The sequence below is a fragment of the Kribbella sp. NPDC031520 genome (assembly GCF_055580825.1).
In genome coordinates this window covers 464576-483110 of the sequence record NZ_JBVIKS010000006.1, presented here as the reverse complement: position 1 = coordinate 483110, position 18535 = coordinate 464576, and the positions used below count along the sequence as shown (strand labels likewise).

General features: G+C 67.9%; 17 protein-coding genes. 6 read left to right on the top strand and 11 right to left on the bottom strand.

Annotated elements, in window-relative coordinates; translation table 11 throughout:
• From ACZ5BU_RS31315 to ACZ5BU_RS31300, 4 genes are read right to left on the bottom strand one after another with little or no spacing between them, the layout of a single operon-like run.
• On the bottom strand, positions 1-939 hold the full coding sequence (locus ACZ5BU_RS31315; RefSeq protein ID WP_465704039.1) for a carbohydrate ABC transporter permease: 939 nt from the start codon (positions 937-939) through the stop codon (positions 1-3).
• The gene (locus ACZ5BU_RS31310) at positions 936-1850 is read right to left on the bottom strand and encodes a carbohydrate ABC transporter permease (RefSeq protein ID WP_465704038.1); all 915 of its coding nucleotides are present in this window, start codon (positions 1848-1850) and stop codon (positions 936-938) included. Before ACZ5BU_RS31310 ends, ACZ5BU_RS31315 begins: the two co-directional genes overlap by 4 nt.
• 2 nt (positions 1851-1852) lie before the next feature.
• Complete coding sequence (locus ACZ5BU_RS31305; RefSeq protein WP_465704037.1) at positions 1853-3178, bottom strand: extracellular solute-binding protein; 1326 nt, start codon at positions 3176-3178, stop codon at positions 1853-1855.
• Positions 3145-4476, bottom strand: a complete 1332-nt coding sequence (locus ACZ5BU_RS31300) for a hypothetical protein (RefSeq protein ID WP_465704036.1) — start codon at positions 4474-4476, stop codon at positions 3145-3147. The genes ACZ5BU_RS31305 and ACZ5BU_RS31300 overlap by 34 nt, the downstream gene beginning before the upstream one ends.
• A 164-nt stretch (positions 4477-4640) precedes the next feature.
• Between ACZ5BU_RS31300 and ACZ5BU_RS31295 the strand changes: the two genes are divergently transcribed.
• Both ACZ5BU_RS31295 and ACZ5BU_RS31290 read left to right on the top strand, forming a co-directional pair.
• Positions 4641-5528 (top strand): NAD-dependent epimerase/dehydratase family protein, encoded by an 888-nt coding sequence (locus tag ACZ5BU_RS31295; RefSeq protein WP_465704035.1) that lies wholly within the window; start codon positions 4641-4643, stop codon positions 5526-5528.
• Between the two features lie 11 nt (positions 5529-5539).
• Complete coding sequence (locus tag ACZ5BU_RS31290; protein WP_465704034.1) at positions 5540-5791, top strand: pyridoxamine 5'-phosphate oxidase family protein; 252 nt, start codon at positions 5540-5542, stop codon at positions 5789-5791.
• Between the two features lie 160 nt (positions 5792-5951).
• Here ACZ5BU_RS31290 and dusB read toward each other — a convergent pair whose 3' ends face one another.
• From dusB to ACZ5BU_RS31270, 4 genes are all read right to left on the bottom strand, one after another.
• Positions 5952-7130 (bottom strand): tRNA dihydrouridine synthase DusB, encoded by a 1179-nt coding sequence (dusB, locus tag ACZ5BU_RS31285; protein ID WP_465704033.1) that lies wholly within the window; start codon positions 7128-7130, stop codon positions 5952-5954.
• A gap of 110 nt (positions 7131-7240) precedes the next feature.
• Positions 7241-7888, bottom strand: a complete 648-nt coding sequence (locus ACZ5BU_RS31280) for a hypothetical protein (RefSeq protein ID WP_465704032.1) — start codon at positions 7886-7888, stop codon at positions 7241-7243.
• Positions 7889-7890: 2 nt separating this feature from the next.
• Positions 7891-9276, bottom strand: coding sequence for a glycine--tRNA ligase (locus tag ACZ5BU_RS31275; RefSeq protein ID WP_465704031.1), 1386 nt, complete (start codon positions 9274-9276; stop codon positions 7891-7893).
• 81 nt (positions 9277-9357) lie between these two features.
• Positions 9358-9639 carry an antibiotic biosynthesis monooxygenase family protein gene (locus tag ACZ5BU_RS31270; protein WP_465704030.1) on the bottom strand — a complete coding sequence of 94 codons (282 nt, stop codon included), beginning with the start codon at positions 9637-9639 and terminating at the stop codon, positions 9358-9360.
• A 66-nt stretch (positions 9640-9705) separates the two neighbouring features.
• On the opposite strand from ACZ5BU_RS31270, the gene ACZ5BU_RS31265 reads away from it, so the two are divergent.
• The 3 genes from ACZ5BU_RS31265 to ACZ5BU_RS31255 are packed head-to-tail and all read left to right on the top strand — an operon-like array spanning position 9706 to position 14220.
• Entirely contained in the window at positions 9706-12705 is a 3000-nt protein-coding gene (locus tag ACZ5BU_RS31265) for an ATP-binding protein (protein ID WP_465704029.1), read from the top strand.
• Positions 12702-13901, top strand: coding sequence for a class I SAM-dependent methyltransferase (locus ACZ5BU_RS31260; RefSeq protein ID WP_465704028.1), 1200 nt, complete (start codon positions 12702-12704; stop codon positions 13899-13901). The genes ACZ5BU_RS31265 and ACZ5BU_RS31260 overlap by 4 nt, the downstream gene beginning before the upstream one ends.
• A gap of 22 nt (positions 13902-13923) precedes the next feature.
• Positions 13924-14220, top strand: a complete 297-nt coding sequence (locus ACZ5BU_RS31255) for a DUF6703 family protein (RefSeq protein ID WP_465704027.1) — start codon at positions 13924-13926, stop codon at positions 14218-14220.
• On the opposite strand, the gene ACZ5BU_RS31250 is transcribed toward ACZ5BU_RS31255, so the two are convergent.
• Entirely contained in the window at positions 14217-14759 is a 543-nt protein-coding gene (locus ACZ5BU_RS31250) for a TetR/AcrR family transcriptional regulator (RefSeq protein WP_465704026.1), read from the bottom strand. The two genes, ACZ5BU_RS31255 and ACZ5BU_RS31250, sit on opposite strands and share 4 nt — an antisense overlap.
• Positions 14760-14857: 98 nt before the next feature.
• Here ACZ5BU_RS31250 and ACZ5BU_RS31245 point away from each other — a divergent pair, with 98 nt between their 5' ends.
• Positions 14858-16081 (top strand): FAD-dependent monooxygenase, encoded by a 1224-nt coding sequence (locus tag ACZ5BU_RS31245; protein WP_465704025.1) that lies wholly within the window; start codon positions 14858-14860, stop codon positions 16079-16081.
• Here the strand turns inward: ACZ5BU_RS31245 and eboE are convergent.
• Complete coding sequence (eboE, locus tag ACZ5BU_RS31240; protein ID WP_465704024.1) at positions 16040-17179, bottom strand: metabolite traffic protein EboE; 1140 nt, start codon at positions 17177-17179, stop codon at positions 16040-16042. The two genes, ACZ5BU_RS31245 and eboE, sit on opposite strands and share 42 nt — an antisense overlap.
• Before the next feature lie 72 nt (positions 17180-17251).
• Positions 17252-18532 carry a YibE/F family protein gene (locus tag ACZ5BU_RS31235; protein ID WP_465704023.1) on the bottom strand — a complete coding sequence of 427 codons (1281 nt, stop codon included), beginning with the start codon at positions 18530-18532 and terminating at the stop codon, positions 17252-17254.
• Positions 18533-18535 lie beyond the last annotated feature (3 nt).

Below are 18535 nucleotides of genomic sequence, written 5' to 3'. Positions count from 1 at the left end.
TCAGCCCTTCACGGATCCGGCGGCCATGCCCTGCACCAGCTTGCGCTGGAAGAGCAGGGCCAGCGCCAGGGGTGGGACGACCGCGAGCACACCGGCCGCGGCCATCACGGTGAACTGGGTGTTGAAGTCGGTGGCGAAGTTCGCCGCCACCACCGGGATTGTTTTCGCCGCCTTCGTACTGGTCAGGAACAGTGCGAACATGAACTCGTTCCACGCCGTCATGAACGCGAACACCGCGGCCGCGACCAGGCCGGGCGCCGCGACCGGCAGGAACACCGTCCACATCGTCCGGAACCAGCCGCAGCGGTCGACGCGCGCCGCTTCCTCGAGCTCGCGCGGTACCGACCGGAAGAAGTCCTTCAGGATCCAGATCGTGATCGGCAACGCGAACGTCGTGTACGACAGCATCAGCGCCAGGTAGGTGTCCAGCAGCCCGAACGACCGCATCAGCAGGTAGAACGGGATGATGATCGCGATCCCCGGCACCATCCGGGTGAGCAGGTACAGCATGAGCAGCACCTGACTCCCGCGGAACTTCAGCCGCGAGAACGAGTACGCCGCGAACGTCGCCAGCGCAAGGTTCAGTACGGCGGTGGACGTCGCCACGACGAGGCTGTTGCGCAACGAGTACGGCGTTTCCGACACGGCCCGCCCGCCGACCAGCTGCTGTGCCACGTCCGGCCGGACGAACCCGAGGTAGTTCTGCAACGTCGGATGCGTCGGGATCCAGTGCGGCGGCACCGAGATCGCGTCCACCTCGTGCATGAAACTCATCGCGACGATCCAGTAGAACGGCAGCACGAGGTACAGGCCGAATCCGGCCGCCAGCACGTAGAGCACGATCTTCTTCCACGGAATCCGGTAGCGCAGGGGAACGCGAACAACGACCGGCGCAGGGGCTGTCGTGGCCGGAGGCGAGGTCTTCGTTGCAGTCGTCATACGTCGAAGTTCCCCTTTCGGTACAGCAGGCCGATATAGCCGACCGAGATCAGCAGGGTGATCGCGGTGATCACCCAGGCGTAGGCGCTACCAAGGCCGAAGTCGGTGAAGGTGAGGACGGTCTGGACGTCCAGTAAGGCGATCGTCGTGGTGGCGTCGCCGGGACCGCCGCCGGTGAGGACGTAGATCGTGTCGAAGGCCCGGAAGGCGTTCATGGTTTCGAGGATCAGCACGATCAGCAGCGGATGCATGAGCCACGGCACCGTCACCTCGGTGAAGCGCCGCCACGCGCCGGCGCGGTCGACGGTTGCCGCGTCGTACAGCTCCGAGGGGATTGTCGACAATCCGGCGAGCAGAATGATGACCGAGAACGGCAACGTGTTCCACACCTGGGCGAGCGCGGTGAACAGGAACGCACCGGTCCCCGAGGTCAGCCAGGCGTGATAGCTGTCGATCAGCCCGAGTTGCTGGAGCAGGCCGTTCAGCGCGCCGGTCTTCGCGTCGAAGATCGTCCGCCACATCAGTCCGTTCACCACCCCGGGCATTGCCCAGGGCAACAAAGCGAGACTGAGCAGCAGCCCGCGACCGCGGAACCGCTCGTTGAGCACCAGCGCCAGGATCAGCGCCAGTGCGACGGTGAGCCCGAGCACCACGAGGACGAACAGAGCCGACACCTTCAGCGCCGACAGGAACGCGTGGTCGGTGAGTAGTGCCTTGTAGTTGTCGAAGCCGATGAATCGCTTGGCTCGTGGGCGTTTCAGGTTGTTCTTCTGCAAGCTGACGTAGAACGAGTACCCGATCGGGTAGGCGACCAGCAGGGCGATCACCACCATGGCCGGGGCGTTCAGCGCCCAGGCCTTGGCGTTGTCGCCAAGTGGCCGGCGTTCGGTGAAGCTGCTCGGTGCAGCCATGCTCAGGAGTACTTCTTCTTCAACGTACCGACGGTCTGTGCGAGTGAGTCGACCGCGGCGGACGGCTGCGTCTGATTGCTCAGTACGCCCTGCACGACTTTGTGCATCTCGGTTTCGAACTCGGTGTACCACGGCACCCCGAGGACGTTGCGCGGCTTGGCGATCTCCGCCAGGTGCGTGTAGATCGCCGGATCGGCGAACTTCTTCAACGCCGCGGTGATCGTCGGATCGTCGACCATCTTCTTGTAGGCAAACCCGAGTCCGCGCTGCAGGAACCAGAACTTCGCGGTGTACGGCTGCTTCTGGTCGTCGTAGCCGCCGAGATAGGTCAGCAGCTTGAACGCGTTGTCCTTGACGTCGGTGTCCTTGGCCAGGCTGTACATCCGGGTATTGCTGACCGTCGCGTGCTCCTTGCCGTCCAGGCTCGGCACCAGTGCCATCCGGATCTTCCCGGCCGCCTTGGACTTGGCCGGGTCGTTGTAGTCCCGGCTCGGGTACCGCGCGCCGATCGTGTACGCGTACCGATTGGCTTTCATCGCGTTGTCGACAGGCACCGGCAGCAGTTGCAGCGACGCCGGGTCGATCACCTTCGACTTGGTCGCGGCCTGCTGCAACCAGGCGAACACGTCCTTGGTCACTGTGTCCGACGTGTTCATGACCGGGTTCTGCTGATCGTCGAACATGTTCCCGCCGCTGCCGAAGACGAGCGCCCACACCCACGACCACCAGGTGTCGGACAACTGCGCGGGCAGGCCGATCGGATACTGCAACAGGCCGGCGTTCTTGATCTTCAGCGCCTGCGCCTCGAGTTCTTCGAGACTCGCCGGCGGCTTCGAGATCCCTGCCTGGGCAAGGATTCCGGCGTTGTACGTCAGGCAGTTGGCGTCGGTGTAGTACGGCAGGCCGTACCGCTTGCCGTCGTACGTCATCGCCTGGGCGTTACCGGGATAGATGGCGGCGTAGACCTCGTCGACGCCGGCCATCCCGTCGAGCGGTTGCAGGTAGTCGCCGTCGACCCAGGCCGCGAGCGAGTCGTCGTACACGTAGAGCGCGTCCGGACCGCCACCGCCGGTGAACTCGGCGACGACCTTCTGGACGTACTGCGCACTCGTGATCGGGGTGTAGTCGACCTTGATGTTGCTGGTCTTGGTGAACCGGTCGAGGTTCTGCTGGACGAGGGCGGCCTCGTAGTCCCAGCCCTCGAACTTCACACTGCCGTCCCCGGAACCGCCTCCGGAGGAGGACGATCCGTTCGAACAGGCGGCAAGTGCCGGGGCGGCCAGTCCGAGACCGGTCAGCTTGAGGATGTGGCGGCGGGTGAGCTCCATGGTTGTGCCTCCAACGCTTGGGCGATGCGCAGTCGGTACAGACGCGTCGGGCGTCCTTTGGGGTGGTGCTGGGCGGTACCTTCGACGCTCACCAGGCCGCCTGCGTCGAGGGTCCGGATCAGGCGGCGCCCGCTCTGGTCCGTGATTCCGAGGTGACCGGCAAGCTCTCCAGGCGAGAGCGTGCGGCCTTGTAGTTCCTGGTCCAGCGCGGCCAGCCGCGAGACGGTGACGGCACTCAGACCGACGTACTTCGCGAGGTGTTCGACATCGTCGCCGTGCGAACGGTACGAGAAGCGCAGTGCCTCGCCGGCCGGTCCCATCGGGCCGATCACGACGCCGCTGTCCTCGAACAGGTACGCGCACGGTTCGCCGGCCAGCTCTGCCCGCGCGGCGGCCTGCTCGGCGAGCACGACGCAGTTGCGGGCCGACACACCGACGCCGAACCCGGCCGAGAGCTGCGCGCCGAGCGCCGCGGCGGCCTCGGCCAACGCCGGTACGGCGACCCAGTTGCGGGTAATGCGTTCGAACAACGCCTTGTGGGCGAAGACGACGACACCACGGCGCCCGCGGTTCTCGATCCAGGCGCCGGCGAACTCTGGGGTGTTGTGCAAGTGGTTCATCAGCCCGATCCGGGCCCGCTCCTCGTCCGGCGCGTCCGAGATCAGGAAGACGCCGGCCGCGAACCGCTGGGCGCTGGCCCGCTCGGACTCGATCCGCAGCGCGAGCTCGTGCAGTTCGGTCCGGATCGTGGCCGGCACCGGCATCCCGCTCATGATCGGGATCTGCCCGGACAGTTGCTCGCGGACGGCGGCGCGCACGCTGATCACGTAGCTGCGCTCCCCGAACCGCGCGAACGCGTCCCGGTGGAACGCCGCGATCTCGTCGACGCTCTGGGTCGGTGCATAGGGCAAGCAGTCGATCTGGTCCTGATCGAGGTCCAGTGCGGTGGCCACCGCTTCGACTGCTTCGGCCGGAAACGTGTCGATGCTGACCGGCGTACGGCCCCAGCCGCGTTCCTGTGCGCTGTAGAGCGCCAGCGTCAGGTCGAGCGCCGACGAACGGATCACGCCGACCGGGAGTCCGGGCGGGAGCAGCTCCTGGCTCGCGGTGTACGGCACCGGCCCGGCCAGGAAGCCGTCGAGTCGCGTCGTACTCAGGAAGTCCGCGACCCGGTCGCGGATCTCGTCCTCGTGGTCGTAGCTGACCCACTCGAGATCGACGCCGCTCAGCGTCCGCGCGGCGTCGTGGAACAGCTCGTCGTGGGTCGCGTGCGTGACGACTCCGATCACGATGCCCACGGCGCTCCTTCCGCGAACCGGATTCGACGGTATTTATGAACCATGTTCGGAAGTGATTCGTAAATCCATTGCCGTCAAAGGTCCCCTGCCGGACGGGTTCAGGTCAAGGGATCGTGCGGGATTCGTTCAAGCCGCGGCCGCCCTACGGCTCGTAACGTCGCGGCATGATTCTTGTTACCGGTGGGCTCGGGATGATCGGTGCCCATACCGCTCGCGCGCTCCTCGACCTCGGCCAGGAAGTCGTCGTCACGTCGCACCGTCGGAGTGACGTGCCATCGTTCCTCGACGGCAAGGTCACAGTGGAGTCCTTGGACGTCACCGACCGGGACGCGTTCCTCGCCCTCGGGAAGCGCTACACCATCAGCGACATCGTGCACCTCGCCGGCACCATCCCCGGCGCGGACCCGGTCGCGTACTTTCGCACCGACATCACTGGCCTGTTGAACGCACTCGACGCAGCCCGCGCCTGGGGTGTACGCCGGTTCGCGGTCGCGAGCAGTATCGGCGTGTATATCGGCCAGACCGAGAGCCCCTGGCACGAGGGGCTCGCGCTACCGGAAGCGGACCTGCCGCACCTGATCGTCGCGTTCAAGAAGGCGGTCGAACCGCTCACCACCCACGCACTGCAGGGTTCCGGCGTACAGCCGGTCATCCTCCGGATCGGGTCGACGTGGGGACCGCTGATGGATCCCGAGTCGGTGTTCAACTTCATCCCGCCGTACGTCAGCGCCCTGCAGCGAGGCGAACAGCCCGCTCCGTTGCGCGCCGAGGACGGCGGCGACTCGTGCTACGCGCCGGACGCGGGACGTGCCATCGCCTTGCTGACGACAGCGGAGACGCTGAACCACACCACTTACAACGTCTCCAGCGGGCGCCCCGCGATGAACCGCGAATTCGCTGACGCTCTGAACGTCGGAACTGTGCCCGGCGGGCAACTGACCCCGCACCTCGACATCAGCCGGCTCACCACGGACACCGGATACACGCCGGAGTACGACCCCGGCGAAGCAGTCGCCCACTACCTTGCCTGGCGTTCCGAGAACGCCCGCTGAATGGAGGCATCATGCTCGAGCCGAGAGTACGCAGTGTCCTCGACGCCGCGTCGTACGCACATCTCGCGACCGTCCTGCCGGACGGTTCGCCGCACAGCACGCCGGTGTACGCCGGCACCCGCGGGGATCAGATCGTCTTCTTCACCGGACCCTCGATGCGCAAGGCGCGGAACCTGCGGCGGGATCCCCGGCTGGCGCTGTCGATCGTCCCCGCCGACAACCCGTTCGAGCCCGTCGTCGTCCGCGGCCGGGTGGTCGAGTAGATCGAAGGCGACGAGGCATGGGAGATCATCGACCGCCTGGTAGCGAAGTACATCGACCAGAAGTACCCCCGCGACCACGAACGAGTAGTCCTGGTCATCGAACCCGACCACCAAAAGGTCGGCATGAGCTGACCTGCTGCAGCTGGGTCAGGTGTGGAGGTCAGCCGCCGGAGATGCCTAGTTCGGCTTCGGTTAGGTCTGTGGTTAGGCCGTCGGTGTCGTCCAGCCAGCCTTCGGGGAGGGTGATGTGGTCTCGGGGGCTGCCCTGGCGGCCTCGGGGGGCGCCGAGTTCGGCGACCGGGAAGGGGACCGTCGGGTCCAGTTGCGACAGGAGCTCGTCCAGGTGGGCGAGGGTGTCGACCATGCCGAGCGCGGCGCGGAGTTCGCCGCCGGCGGGGAAGCCCTTCAGGTACCACGAGACGTGCTTGCGGAAGTCGCGCAACCCGCGCTGCTCCCCCATCAGCTCAGCCAGCAACTCACCGTGCCGGCGCATCACCGCGGCGACCTCGCCGAGCGTCGGCAACTCCAGGACCTCGTCCCCGGCGAACGCTGCCGCCAGGTCGCGGAACAACCACGGCCGTCCGAGGCACCCGCGCCCGACAATCACCCCGGCGCACCCGGTCTCGGCGACCATCCGCAGCGCGTCGCCCGCCTCCCAGATGTCCCCGTTCCCGAGCACCGGGATCGAGACCTGCGAGACCAGCTCCGCGATCGTCGACCAGTCCGCCTGACCGGAGTACGCCTGCGCCGCCGTACGGCCGTGCAGCCCGATCGCCGCGGCACCCGACTCCTCGGCGATCCGCCCCGCGTCCAGGAAGGTCTGGTGCGAGGCGTCGATCCCGATCCGGGTCTTCATCGTCACCGGTACGCCGTACGGGGTCGCCGCGTGCACCGCGGACCGCAGGATCGCGCCGAGCAGGTTCCGCTTCCACGGGAGCGCCGCACCGCCGCCCTTGCGGGTCACCTTCGGCACCGGGCACCCGAAGTTCAGGTCGACATGCGCGACCCCGTACGAATCGCAAAGGATCTGCACCGCGCGCCCGACGTAAACAGGGTCCACCCCGTACAACTGCACCGACCGCACGGTCTCGCTCTCGGCGAAGGTCAGCATGTCGAGCGACTTCTGGTCGCCCTCGACGATGCCGCGCGACGTGATCATCTCGCACACGTACAGCCCGGCGCCCTGCTCCGCGCACAGCTGCCGGTACGCCGCGTTCGTGATGCCGGCCATCGGCGCCAGCACCACCGGCGTCTCGATGGTCAGATTGCCCAGCTTCAGCACGTCCAGTGTCCCGTCGGCGATGTAGCTTGAACGATAGCGGTGTCCAGGTGCGTGCATCGGGGTGCTTGGTCAGTGGCCTCGATGCGGAGCATCGTGGGCGCTGGCCAAGTGCGCCGAGGTGCGTGCCTGGGCGCCGATAGCGTCAAGTTACATCGCCGACGGGACACTCAAGCCTTCTCCACCTGGACCTGGCCGTTGCCCGTGACCGAGGCCTTGTACGGCTGTACGGCGTTCGCGGTCGTGGTCACGTCGCACCCGATCGGCGGCCCGTCGTGGACGACGATACCGATCTCGTCCATGTCGCAGGTCACCTTCGAGGCGCCGGCGGCGGACCGGAGCACCGCGTCGATCACCTTCGCGCGGACGATCGCGACCTGCGCCGAGGTGAACTTGTACGACGCGCTGTACTGCTTCGCGTCGACCGTCAGCTTCCCGGTGAACGACTTCCCGGAGTACGTGACCGTGCAGTCCAGCGTGTGCTGCCCGGCGGTCTCGACCTTGTCGATGCCGGGGCACGTCACGGACGTCTTCGCGGCCCGGCCGGCCGCGATCTGGGTCTGCTCGGAGATCGCGAACGTGATCCGCTCGGCGAGCGGCGCGTCGTCGGCGGGCGCGCCGGTGACCTTCGGCGTCGGCCACGGCTTGCCCGGCGTCGGCAGCGGGGTCAGCGACGGCGTCGACGCGGTAGGAATGGAGGACTCCCCCACGGTCGGCGCACTGGAGCTCGGGGACGGCGAGCCTTCGGGTTTGCTGTCCGAGCACGCGCTCAGCGCGAACACGGCCAGCCCCGCGAGCAGCCCCCGGGCGACCTTCATCCTCAGCAGCCCACCAGGTGCTGGGCGAGGTACCCGGTGACCTCGGTGAGCGCGACCCGCTCCTGCTTCATCGAGTCCCGCTCGCGGATCGTCACCGCGTGGTCCTCGAGGGTGTCGAAGTCGACGGTGATGCAGTACGGCGTACCGATCTCGTCCTGGCGGCGGTACCGGCGGCCGATCGCGCCGGCGTCGTCGAAGTCGACGTTCCAGTTCTTCCGCAGCTCGCCGGCCAGGTCGCGGGCCTTCGGCGACAGGTCGGCGTTGCGGGACAGCGGCAGGACGGCGGCCTTGACCGGCGCGAGCCGCGGGTCGAAGCGCAGTACGGTCCGCTTGTCGACGCCGCCCTTCGCGTTCGGCGCCTCGTCCTCGGTGTACGCGTCGAGCAGGAACGCCAGCACGTTCCGGGTCAGGCCGGCCGCCGGCTCGATCACGTACGGCGTCCAGCGCTCGCCCTTCTCCTGGTCGAAGTACGACAGGTCGGCGCCGGAGTGCTTGGAGTGCGTGGTCAGGTCGAAGTCGGTACGGTTCGCGATGCCCTCGAGCTCGTCGAACTCCTTGCCGCCGAAGTTGAACCGGTACTCGATGTCGACGGTGCGCTTCGAGTAGTGGCTGAGCTTCTCCTTCGGGTGCTCGTAGAACCGCATGTTGTCCGGGTTCAGCCCGAGGCCGATGTACCAGTCCCAGCGCGCCTTCAGCCAGTACTCGTGCCAGTCCTCGTCGGTGCCGGGCTCGACGAAGAACTCCATCTCCATCTGCTCGAACTCGCGGGTCCGGAAGATGAAGTTGCCCGGGGTGATCTCGTTCCGGAAGCTCTTGCCGACCTGCGCGATGCCGAACGGCGGCTTCTTCCGCGCGGTGCCCATCACGTTCGCGAAGTTGACGAAGATGCCCTGCGCGGTCTCCGGGCGGAGGTAGTGCAGGCCTTCCTCGGACTCGACCGGGCCGAGGTACGTCTTCAGCAGGCCGTTGAACATCCGCGGCTCGGTGAAGGTGCCCTTGTTGCCACAGTTCGGGCAGGCGATCTCGGCCAGCTGGACGGTCTCGGGGTCCTTGTTCTTGCGGCGCGCGAAGTCCTCGCGGAGGTGGTCGTCGCGGAAGCGCTTGTGGCAGGACTGGCACTCGGTCAGCGGGTCGACGAACTCGGCCAGGTGGCCGGAGGCCTCCCAGACCTGGGTCGGCAGGATCACCGACGAGTCCAGGCCGACGATGTCGTCGCGGCCGGTGACCATCGTCCGCCACCACTGGGTGCGGACGTTGTTCTTCAGCTCGACGCCGAGCGGACCGTAGTCCCAGGCCGACTTGGTACCGCCGTAGATCTCGCCGCACGGGTACACGAAGCCTCTCCGCTTGCTGAGGCTGACGACGGCATCGACGGTTTCCACGGGCACTTTTGGACTCCAGAACGGGTACAGACAGATCTTTGGAAGGAACCAGGCTATCGGTCCCCGGCGGCCTCTATCGAATCCGTGCTAACTCAGCAAGTCAACGTAGGCCGTCGGCTCGTCGATCGCCTGCGACAGCAGCGGCACCGCGGTCAGCTTCACGTCGTACGGCGAGAGCGCGCGCCGGTAGCTCCCGACGTTCTCGAACTCGAGCGTCAGCGCGAGCAGCTCCGGGTCGTCGACGTTCCGCCCGGTCCGGGCCGCGACGAACCCCTGCTGCCGCGCGAGCACGTCGACGGCGGCCTGCAACCGCTCTCCGAACCCGGCCTGCTCGGACTCCCCCACCCGGAACCTGATCACCACGAACACCCGGTTCACCTTACGGTAAGCGATCAGGACTTCCCTCCGTGGCCGGGGCCGCCGCACAGTGGCGGTATGCCCGAGCGAGTGGTCGGCCGGACGCGGGAGCTCAGCACTCTGACCGGTCTGCTGGACGAGGTCGAGCGCGGCCGTGGTCAGGGCGCGCTCGTGATCGGCGACGCCGGGATCGGCAAGTCGACCACGGCGGCGGTCCTCGCGGACACGGCGCGCGGTCGCGGGTACGCCGTCGCGTGGGGCCGCTGCCCGGAGACCGAGACCCTGCCGTACTGGCCGTGGCGGCAGGTGTTCCGTGCATTGGGGCTGTCGATCGAGCCGGGCGACGGGGCTCGGACGAGCATGTTCGCCGCAGTCGCCGATCAGCTCGGTACGGCGACCGCCGCGCAACCGGTGGTCATCATCATCGAGGACATCCACCTGGCCGACGGGTCGACGCTCGCGCTGCTCCGGTTCGTCGTCGGGCTGCTGCCGGAGCTGCGCTGTCTCTTGGTCGTCACCAGTCGTGACAACGCGGTCGACGTACCTGAGCCGGCTGCGGAGGCGCTTCGTGCGTTGCCGACTTCCTTCGTACGGGTGCCGCTTGCTGGGCTGGACCGTGCTGCTACAGGCTCACTGGTTGCACAGGTCGTGGGGAGCGCGGACTCCGGCTACGTAGACGCCGTGCATACAAGGACCGGTGGGAACCCGTTCTTCGTGCAGGAGCTCGCACGGTGGCATGCGGCACGCGGTACGACGTCTACGGAGACACCTGTTGGTGTACGACAGGTGCTGGAGCGGCGGCTTGCACGTCTGGGGCAGCACACGTACGACGTACTCGCTGCAGCGGCTGTACTGGGTGAGGACGTGGACCTACGGCTGCTCGCTGCGGTTGCAGATACGGGCGATGTGCTTGCAGTGCTTGGTGATGCGGTGGCTGCTCGCCTGGCCTCTGTCTCGGCGGACCGTCTGCGGTTTGCGCACTCGCTGGTGCGTGAAGTCGTTTATGGCGGTCTTGGCGTGCACCGACGGTCGGAGCTACATCTGAGGGCGGCTGAGTTGCTGGCGGGTCAGAACGATGCTGGGCAGGTCGCTGCGCACTACAGGAGTGCGGGGGCGGTTGAGCGCTCGCAGGAGTTCGCGTTGGTGGCGGCTCGGGCTGCGCGGGGGCAGTCGGCGTACGAACAGGCTGTGCGGTTCTACGGGTGGGCCGATCTGGACGATCCTCTTGTGCAGGTGGAGCTTGGGGCAGCACAGGTACTGGCTGGTGAGCTGACGGCCGGGCGGGACACCCTGCGGCGCGTGGCTCGCTCCAGTGGCGATCCGGAGACTGTGGCGCGGGCCGTGCTGGCGATGGGCGGCGGAGTTGGCGGCTTCGAGGTAGACCTTCGCGATGAGGAGCCAACGGCTCTGCTGGAGCAAGTAGTGCCGCGGCTGCCAGACGGGGCGCTGAAGGCCGCGGCTGTTGCACGGCTTGCTCTTGGGCGGCTGCAGACGGACCAGGGTGAGGGACCACGACACTTGGCCAACGAGGCAGTGCGGTTGGCTCGGGCGACACGCGACGCCGCGGCCGAGGTCGCTGCGTTGGCGGTGTGGTGTGACGTCTTCTCCGGTCCCGATCACGTCGCAGAACGGGTAGCTGCCGCCAACCGAATGCTCACGATCGCAACTGGCGATCTGGGGTCGGTGCTGCTGGCTCGGCGGTTGCTTGTGGTGGGGCTGCTCGAGCAGGGGCGGTTTGTCGAGGCTGATGTGCAGATCGCCGCGTATGCGCGGGCCGTGCTGCCGTTGCGGCTTCCGCTGTACGGGTGGTTGGTACCTGTCTGGCGTGGGATGCGGGCGTTGATGGCAGGGCGGATGGACGAGGTGGTGCTCTGTATCGACGAGGCGACCCAGCTTGCTGACGATGCCGACAGCCCGAACGGGCGGTTGATGGTGTTCGCGCTGCGTGCGGCCCATGCCGACGTGACCGGGGTGATCCCGGAGCTGGGTGCGTACGTGGAAAGTGTGATGGGTCCGTTTGTCGGCAATCCGATTGTTGACGGTCCTTCGTCGTACTACTACGCGCGGACCGGGGCGACCGACCTGGCGCGGACGATCGTGCGACGGCGAGTGCGCGACGGGCTGGACGCGATCCCGCGGGACGCCGAGTGGCTGGAGTCCGTGGCGTTCCTCGGCGAGGCCGGCCGGGTGCTGGGCGAGGACGCGGTCGCGCGGATTGTCTACAACGCGCTCATGCCGTACGCCGACCTGTGGGTGATCGACGGGATCGGCGGGGCTTGTCTGGGCAAGGTGTCGTTGTTCCTCGGCCGCCTCGCCGCCCAGCTCGGCCGACCGGAAGCCCAACAGCTGCTGGAGAACGCACTCGAAGCACATCGCGCAGCCCGCGCCGAAACCCTCGTCGCCGAAACCGAGAAAGCCCTCGCAGAACTGGGCGCGGGACCTGCGCAGGTAGAGGTCGGTGCGGGTGCCGTGGCGCTGGTTGGTTTGGAACGTGAGGTGGGGGTGTTGCGGCGGCTCGGGGTGGGGTGGGAGGCGACCTGGCGGGGAGTTACCGCGCAGGTGGCTGATTCCAAGGGGGTTCGGGATCTTGCGGTGCTGCTTGTGCGGCCGGGGACTCCGGTGAGTGTGCTCGAGCTGTCGGGGCCGGGTCGGGTGCAGGGCGGCGACCTTGGGCCGGTGCTGGACGAGCAGGCGCGTACGGCTTACCGCGAGCGGCTGCGGGAGTTGGAAGAGGACCTGGCCGAGGCGGAGGACGGCAACGATCTCGGGCGGATGGAGAAGCTGCGGACAGAGCAGGAATTCCTGGTGCGGGAGCTGGCCGGTGCGCTTGGGCTCGGCGGGCGGGCGCGGTCCGCGGGCGATCCGGTGGAACGCAGCCGCAAGGCGGTCTCGCTGCGGATCGGCGTTGCGGTGAAGGCGATCGAGCGCGTACACCCGGCGCTCGGGCGGCACCTGCGGGTGTCCGTCCGCACCGGCCGCCACTGCGTGTACTTACCGGAGGACGACGTCACCTGGCATTGCCAGTCCACACCTGGCGCCTCAGGGGTGAAAGCAACTACAACGGGAGGGGCACCATGACCACCATCGACACCAACGCCGGCACCGCGGCAGACGCCGGGGCCGGCGCGGCGGACACGACGGCCGACACCACGGCGGGTACGCCGGACACGGCGGTGGACGGCGTCGCCGGCGCGGCAGCAGAAACAGAAGCAGAGGCGGCCGGAGCGCTGATGGGGCGGATGTTCGGGGCTGCGCTCGGCGCGGCCGAACTGTTCACGATCTACCTTGGCGACGTCCACGGGATCTACCGGGCGATCGACGAGAGCGGGCCGATCACCGCGAGCAAGTTGGCCGACCGGACCGGGCTCGATCACCGGTACCTGGTCGAATGGCTGCAGTCGCAGGCGATCAGTGGATTGTTGACAATCGACGGCACCGACGTGTGGACCGACAAGTTCGATCTGGCGCCCGGGGTCCGGGTGGCGCTGCTCGAGCCGACCAGCCCGGTGTACGCGGGCGGCCTGGCCGCCATCGTGCCCGCGGTCGGCCGGGCCTTCCCCCAGTTGGTCGACGCGTTCAAGAGCGGCGCCGGCGTGCCCTACCCGGCGTATGGCGAAGAGGCCGTCGCGGCGCAGGAGATGCTGAACCGGCCCGCGTACGTGAACGAGCTGGCCGCCGAGTGGATCCCGAACATCCCCGGCCTGCACGACCTGCTCACCAACGGCGCGCGCGTCGCGGACCTCGGTACCGGCGCAGGCTGGTCGGCGATCGAGCTGGCGAAGGCCTACCCCGCGGTCCGCGTCGACGGGTACGACAACGACGAGGACTCGATCAGCCGGGCACGCCGGAACGCCGCCGAACAAGGCGTCGCGGACCGCGTCGGCTTCGAGGTGCGCGACATCAGCGAGGTCGTCGCAGACGGTACGCAGTACGACCTGGTCACGTTCTTCGAGTGCGTGCACGACTTCGCGCACCCCGTCGAGGCGCTGATCGCAGCCCGCACCGCCCTCGCGCCAGGCGGCCGCGTGCTCGTGATGGACGAACGAGCCGACGAGCAGCTCGCCGCACCGGGTGACGAAGTACAACGGTTCCTGGCCGCGGCCAGCACCATCTGGTGCACGCCGCAAGGCCGGGTGGACGAGGACTCGGACGTCGTCGGCGCGATCATGCGACCGCACCAGCTACGTCACCTGGCCGACCACGCCGGCTTCAGCAAGGTCGACGTACTCCCGATCGACCACCCGTTCTGGCGGTTCTACCAACTGACCCCCTGACGGCACCTGGAACAATGGGCGCATGAGCACCCCCAGCAGCCCGTTGCGGCAGCGGATCACGAAGGTCAGTTATCCGTACGTCGCCAGGCTGCACGCCGCGCCGAAGCTGACTCTGCCGGGCATCACCCTGGTGCTGGCGCTGGCGGGGGTGTTCGCGCCGGTCGTGGTCGGCGTACCGGCGCTGGTGCTGCTGGCCCTGCTGCTGGGGTGGCTCGCGTTCCTGTCGTGGCCCGCGGTGACCCGCGGGCCCAAGTTCCTGCGAATCTTCTCGATCGTACTGATCCTGCTCTTCGCGGTGTCCAGGATCGCCAACGGCTAAGGACGCCCCAGGCTGTCGTACGCCGCCTCCACGGCAGCCTCGCGCAACTCCGACACCGGCGTGTGCTCGATCATCACCGCACAGTCGGACAACCCACCGAGCGCGACCATGCAGCGAACCACGTCCTGCAACGACGGCGACGTACCGATCAGGAGCTCGGCGACCGTCCCGCGCCACTCGATGAACCGATCGGCGAGCTTCAGTTCGTGCAGCACCGACAGGTCCCGGATCGCCAGCTGAATCAGCGCGCGATGCCGGTACGCGAGGTCGAAGTACGACCCGAGCAGTTCCCGCGCCGGCACCGGAGCGGCCGCGCGCTGCGCCGCGGCGTACGCCTCGAAGTCGGCGATCATCGGCTCGACCAGGCTGTTCAGCAGATCCTCGCGCGACGCGAAGTGGTAGTACAGCGCCGGTTTGGTGACGCCGAGCCGGTCGGCGATGTCGCGCAGGCTGGTCTGCTGCATCCCCTGGGTGGCGAACAGCTCCAGCGCGGCCTGCTGGATCCGCGCCCGGGTGTCACCGGTCCGTTGTCTCGGCATACCGGCAAGATTATCTGACCTTCCGTTAAGTAAGGCATTGACAACGCCGCACCCGTTTACTTACCTTCCGATAAGTAAACAAATCTCAGGGGGTTGCGATGAAGGTCCTGATCTCGGGCGCGAGCGTGGCCGGCCCGGTGCTCGCCCACTGGCTGCACCGGTACGGAATCGAGCCGACGGTCGTCGAACGCACCCCGGCCGCGCGGCACGGACTCGGCGGGCACGCCGTCGACCTGTTCAGCTCGGCCACCGAGGTCACCCGCCGGATGGGCTGCTGGGACGAGATCGAGGCAGCCCGTACCCGGCTCGACGCGATGACCATCGAGCGGTTCGGCAAACGCCCGGTCGAGCTCGACCTGAGCCGGATGTACGCGGGCATCTCCAGCCGGCACGTGGAGATCCTCCGCGGCGAGCTGACCAGGATCCTGTACGGCGCGAGCCGCGACAGCGCGGAGTACGTGTTCGGCGACTCGATCGCGAGCATGGACGACGACAGCACCGGGGTCGACGTCACGTTCGACTCCGGGCTGGAGCGCCGCTTCGACCTGGTGATCGGCGCGGACGGCCTGCACTCGAACGTCCGCCGGCTCGCGTTCGGTCCCGAGGAGCAACTGACCCGCCCGCTCGGCGGCTACCTCGCGGTGTTCTCGATGCCCGACATCTTCGGCCTCGGCAACCACACGCTCGCGCACCTCTCGGTCGGCAAACTCGTCGGCATCTACGGCGTGCACCAGACCGGCCAGGTCCGCGCGGGCTTCCTGTTCCGGGGCGACTTCCAGTACGACTACCGCAACAAGGACGAGCAGAAAGCCCTGCTGGGCAAGGAGTTCGGCGACTACGGCTGGAAGGCGCCGCAACTGCTGGAGCACCTGCAGCACGCAGAGGACTTCTACTTCGACTCGATCGCCCAGGTCACCCTGGACACCTGGCACCGCGGCCGGATCGCACTGGTCGGTGACGCCGGGTACTGCCCGGGGCCGGCCGTCGGCGGCGGTACGAGCCTCGCGGTCGTCACGGCGTACATCCTGGCGGGTGAACTAGCAAGAGGGGGCACCGACGGACTGAGGAACTACGAGCGCATCATCCGGCCAGTCGTCGACCAGAGCCGCAAGCTCAGCCCGAAGGTGATGGGTACGATCATCCCCAACAGCCCACTGGCGTTGCGGCTGATGCCGGCTGCCGCAGCCGCCCTACCGAAGCTCCCCACAGCAGTGCAGCGCTTCATCTGGTCCCAGAACGCGGTAGGCAAGGCACTGAGCTCCGTACCACTCCCCGACTACTCAGACCTCGTTCAGCCCGAGAGCAGTCAGCCGATCGCGTAGCCACGACAGCTCCTTGGTGATCCGTTTCGCCAACGCCTGCTGGGTTTTGGGCACCCGTGGCCAGACATAGACCTCCGACTCCAAGTGGTGGGTCAGCGGATGGCCCCCGCCGACAAGTCGAGCCAGGCAGTCGTCCAGTACTCCAGTAGTCGCGCTGAGCGGGTCCGGCGGCGCAGCGTGTGCGGCCAGGTGCGCATGCATCCGCCAGGCCGCGTGACCGGACAACAACGAAGCCTGTGCCACGTCGTCCACCCCAGGCCCGCCCCACTCACGTACCTGCCTCAGATACCGAGGTACGCCGAGCTGACCGAACACGTACCGCCCGGAAGCATCACCCGGATCCACCAGCGTCGGAGCGACCGACAGCTGAGCCTTGACCACATCCACGCCGGCTCGCCACAGCAGCTCGAAAGACTCGGCAGGGTCCTCGAACTGCACGGCGAGATGGCATGCGTCGAGCCCCAGCCCGATCGGCGACGTACCGCCGTACGGACTCGAATAGCGATCCAGCCACGCCGCGGCCTGACCGATCATCTCGAGTACGCAGCCAGGCTCGGTCTCGACGGCAATCCGGATCCGCCGGCCGGTACGGGCCTCCGTACGGGCCAAGTGCTGCTCGACCCGATCGAACGCCTCCCGCGCGGCCAGGTTCCGCGCCTTCGACCACGGCACCCGCCACGCGAGCGGAACGGTCGAGATCGAGCCGTACGGCGCATCGCCCGGCAACAGGTCCGCGAGTACGTCGATCAGGTCCAGGGTGTACCGGAGCCGCTCGGGATCGGTCCAGTCCGGGCAGTACAGGCTGGTCCCGGTCAACCCCCCGGCATGCGGGATGCCGTTCAGGGTGACGACCTCCAGCCGGTTGCGATGCAGCGCGCGGCGGAGCCTGCCGAGCGACGCCGGCGAGTTCGCCAGCCGATCGGCCAGCCGGTGCGGGAACCACAGCCCGACCCCGAGCACCGGTACGTCGAGTGCGGACCGGACCGCGCTCGCGCATCCGTCGAGCCCCGCGACGAGCTCGTCCAGTTCGGCGGCCGGATGCACGGTCGTGCAGTACCCCAGATGGACGGTCGAACCGTCCCGATGACGGAACCTCATCAGCACTCCTCACCCCGTGTGGCCACGGACGGTGAGTACGGGCGGACGGTCCGTGACCTAGCTGAAGAGTACCTACGCGGAAGGTGCGGCGACCAGATCGCGCGAGCGGTCCGCGACCGCCATCGCCGCGAGCGCGGTCGTCAGCGGGACCGCGGCGATGATGCCGAGGCTGCCGACCAGGCCGCGGACGATTTCGATCGCGACCTGCTCGGTGGAGATGACCGACAGCATCGGCAGGTCCTGGATGGCGAACACGAGCAGCACCGGCATTGCTGCGCCCGCGTATGCGAGGACCAGCGTGTTCACCACCGAGGCGACGTGCGTACGGCCGATCCGAAGCCCGGCCGACATCAGCTCACGCCGGCTCGCGGCTGGGTTGGCGGCGGACAGCTCCCACACCGCAGCCGCCTGCGTGACCGTGACGTCGTCGAGGACTCCGAGCGCGCCGACCACCATCCCGGCCACCAGCAGCCCGGCCAGGTCGAGGTGCGGCGAGAACTGTTGCGCCTGGGACGCCCCCTCGGCCGCCAGGCCGCTCAGCTGCGACAGGTCGGTGAAGAACCAGCCGAGCACTACGGTCAACCCGAGCGCGGCGATCGTCCCGGCGAGCGCGATCGAGGACTCCGCATTGATCCCATGAGTCAGGAAGACCGCGATCGTCATGATCACCGCGCCGCCGACGACCGCGACGAGCAGCGGGTTCGACCCCCGCAGGATCGCCGGCAGGATGAACTGGGTGAGCATCACCGCGGTCACCGCGAGCGCGATCAGCGCCGCGAAGCCACGCCACCGGGACAACGCGACGACCGCGATCGCGAAAATCACCGAGAGGATCAGCAGCGGCTTGATCCGGTCGTGGTCGACGTACTGGTACTTCTGGTCCGGCGGCGCGTCCTTCTCGATGGCGAGCATCACCATCTGACCCACCTTGACGGGGATGGGGGTGCCACCAGCCTTCGGCACCTGGACCGGGACCGACTCCCCCTTGTCCGCGGTGTTGCTCAGCTTCACCGTGGCCAGGTTGCACTTGTCCTGCTTGCTCGGACAGGGTTTCAGCGCGGTGATCTGGCCGCGCGCCGTGCTGGTCTGGTACGAGTCGACCTTCACGTCACCGCCCGGCCACAGCACGATCAGCGACACCACCGCGGCCACGATCAACGGGACGAGGACGGCGGCGACCACGATCCGGACGCGGCGGGCGACGATCGCATCGTCGTTCACCACCGACGTGTCGACGACATGATCCCCGTGCCCATGGCCGTGCCCGTGACCGTGCCCGGACGGAATTTCCACCGCGCGGCGGCGGTTGCCCTTACGGTCGGCACGCCGTCGACCGACGTTGCGGCTGGCCATCGT

Excerpts from the sequence above, each read along its gene's own strand:
- ACZ5BU_RS31260 (WP_465704028.1), top strand. The coding sequence starts at position 12,702 with ATGACCACCATCGACACCAACGCCGGCACCGCGGCAGACGCCGGGGCC.
- ACZ5BU_RS31235 (WP_465704023.1), bottom strand. The coding sequence starts at position 18,532 with ATGGCCAGCCGCAACGTCGGTCGACGGCGTGCCGACCGTAAGGGCAAC.
- ACZ5BU_RS31245 (WP_465704025.1), top strand. The coding sequence starts at position 14,858 with ATGAAGGTCCTGATCTCGGGCGCGAGCGTGGCCGGCCCGGTGCTCGCC.
- ACZ5BU_RS31290 (WP_465704034.1), top strand. The coding sequence starts at position 5,540 with ATGCTCGAGCCGAGAGTACGCAGTGTCCTCGACGCCGCGTCGTACGCA.
- ACZ5BU_RS31305 (WP_465704037.1), bottom strand. The coding sequence starts at position 3,178 with ATGGAGCTCACCCGCCGCCACATCCTCAAGCTGACCGGTCTCGGACTG.
- ACZ5BU_RS31280 (WP_465704032.1), bottom strand. The coding sequence starts at position 7,888 with ATGAAGGTCGCCCGGGGGCTGCTCGCGGGGCTGGCCGTGTTCGCGCTG.
- eboE (WP_465704024.1), bottom strand. The coding sequence starts at position 17,179 with ATGAGGTTCCGTCATCGGGACGGTTCGACCGTCCATCTGGGGTACTGC.
- ACZ5BU_RS31255 (WP_465704027.1), top strand. The coding sequence starts at position 13,924 with ATGAGCACCCCCAGCAGCCCGTTGCGGCAGCGGATCACGAAGGTCAGT.
- ACZ5BU_RS31315 (WP_465704039.1), bottom strand. The coding sequence starts at position 939 with ATGACGACTGCAACGAAGACCTCGCCTCCGGCCACGACAGCCCCTGCG.
- ACZ5BU_RS31265 (WP_465704029.1), top strand. The coding sequence starts at position 9,706 with ATGCCCGAGCGAGTGGTCGGCCGGACGCGGGAGCTCAGCACTCTGACC.
- ACZ5BU_RS31310 (WP_465704038.1), bottom strand. The coding sequence starts at position 1,850 with ATGGCTGCACCGAGCAGCTTCACCGAACGCCGGCCACTTGGCGACAAC.
- dusB (WP_465704033.1), bottom strand. The coding sequence starts at position 7,130 with ATGCACGCACCTGGACACCGCTATCGTTCAAGCTACATCGCCGACGGG.
- ACZ5BU_RS31295 (WP_465704035.1), top strand. The coding sequence starts at position 4,641 with ATGATTCTTGTTACCGGTGGGCTCGGGATGATCGGTGCCCATACCGCT.
- ACZ5BU_RS31250 (WP_465704026.1), bottom strand. The coding sequence starts at position 14,759 with ATGCCGAGACAACGGACCGGTGACACCCGGGCGCGGATCCAGCAGGCC.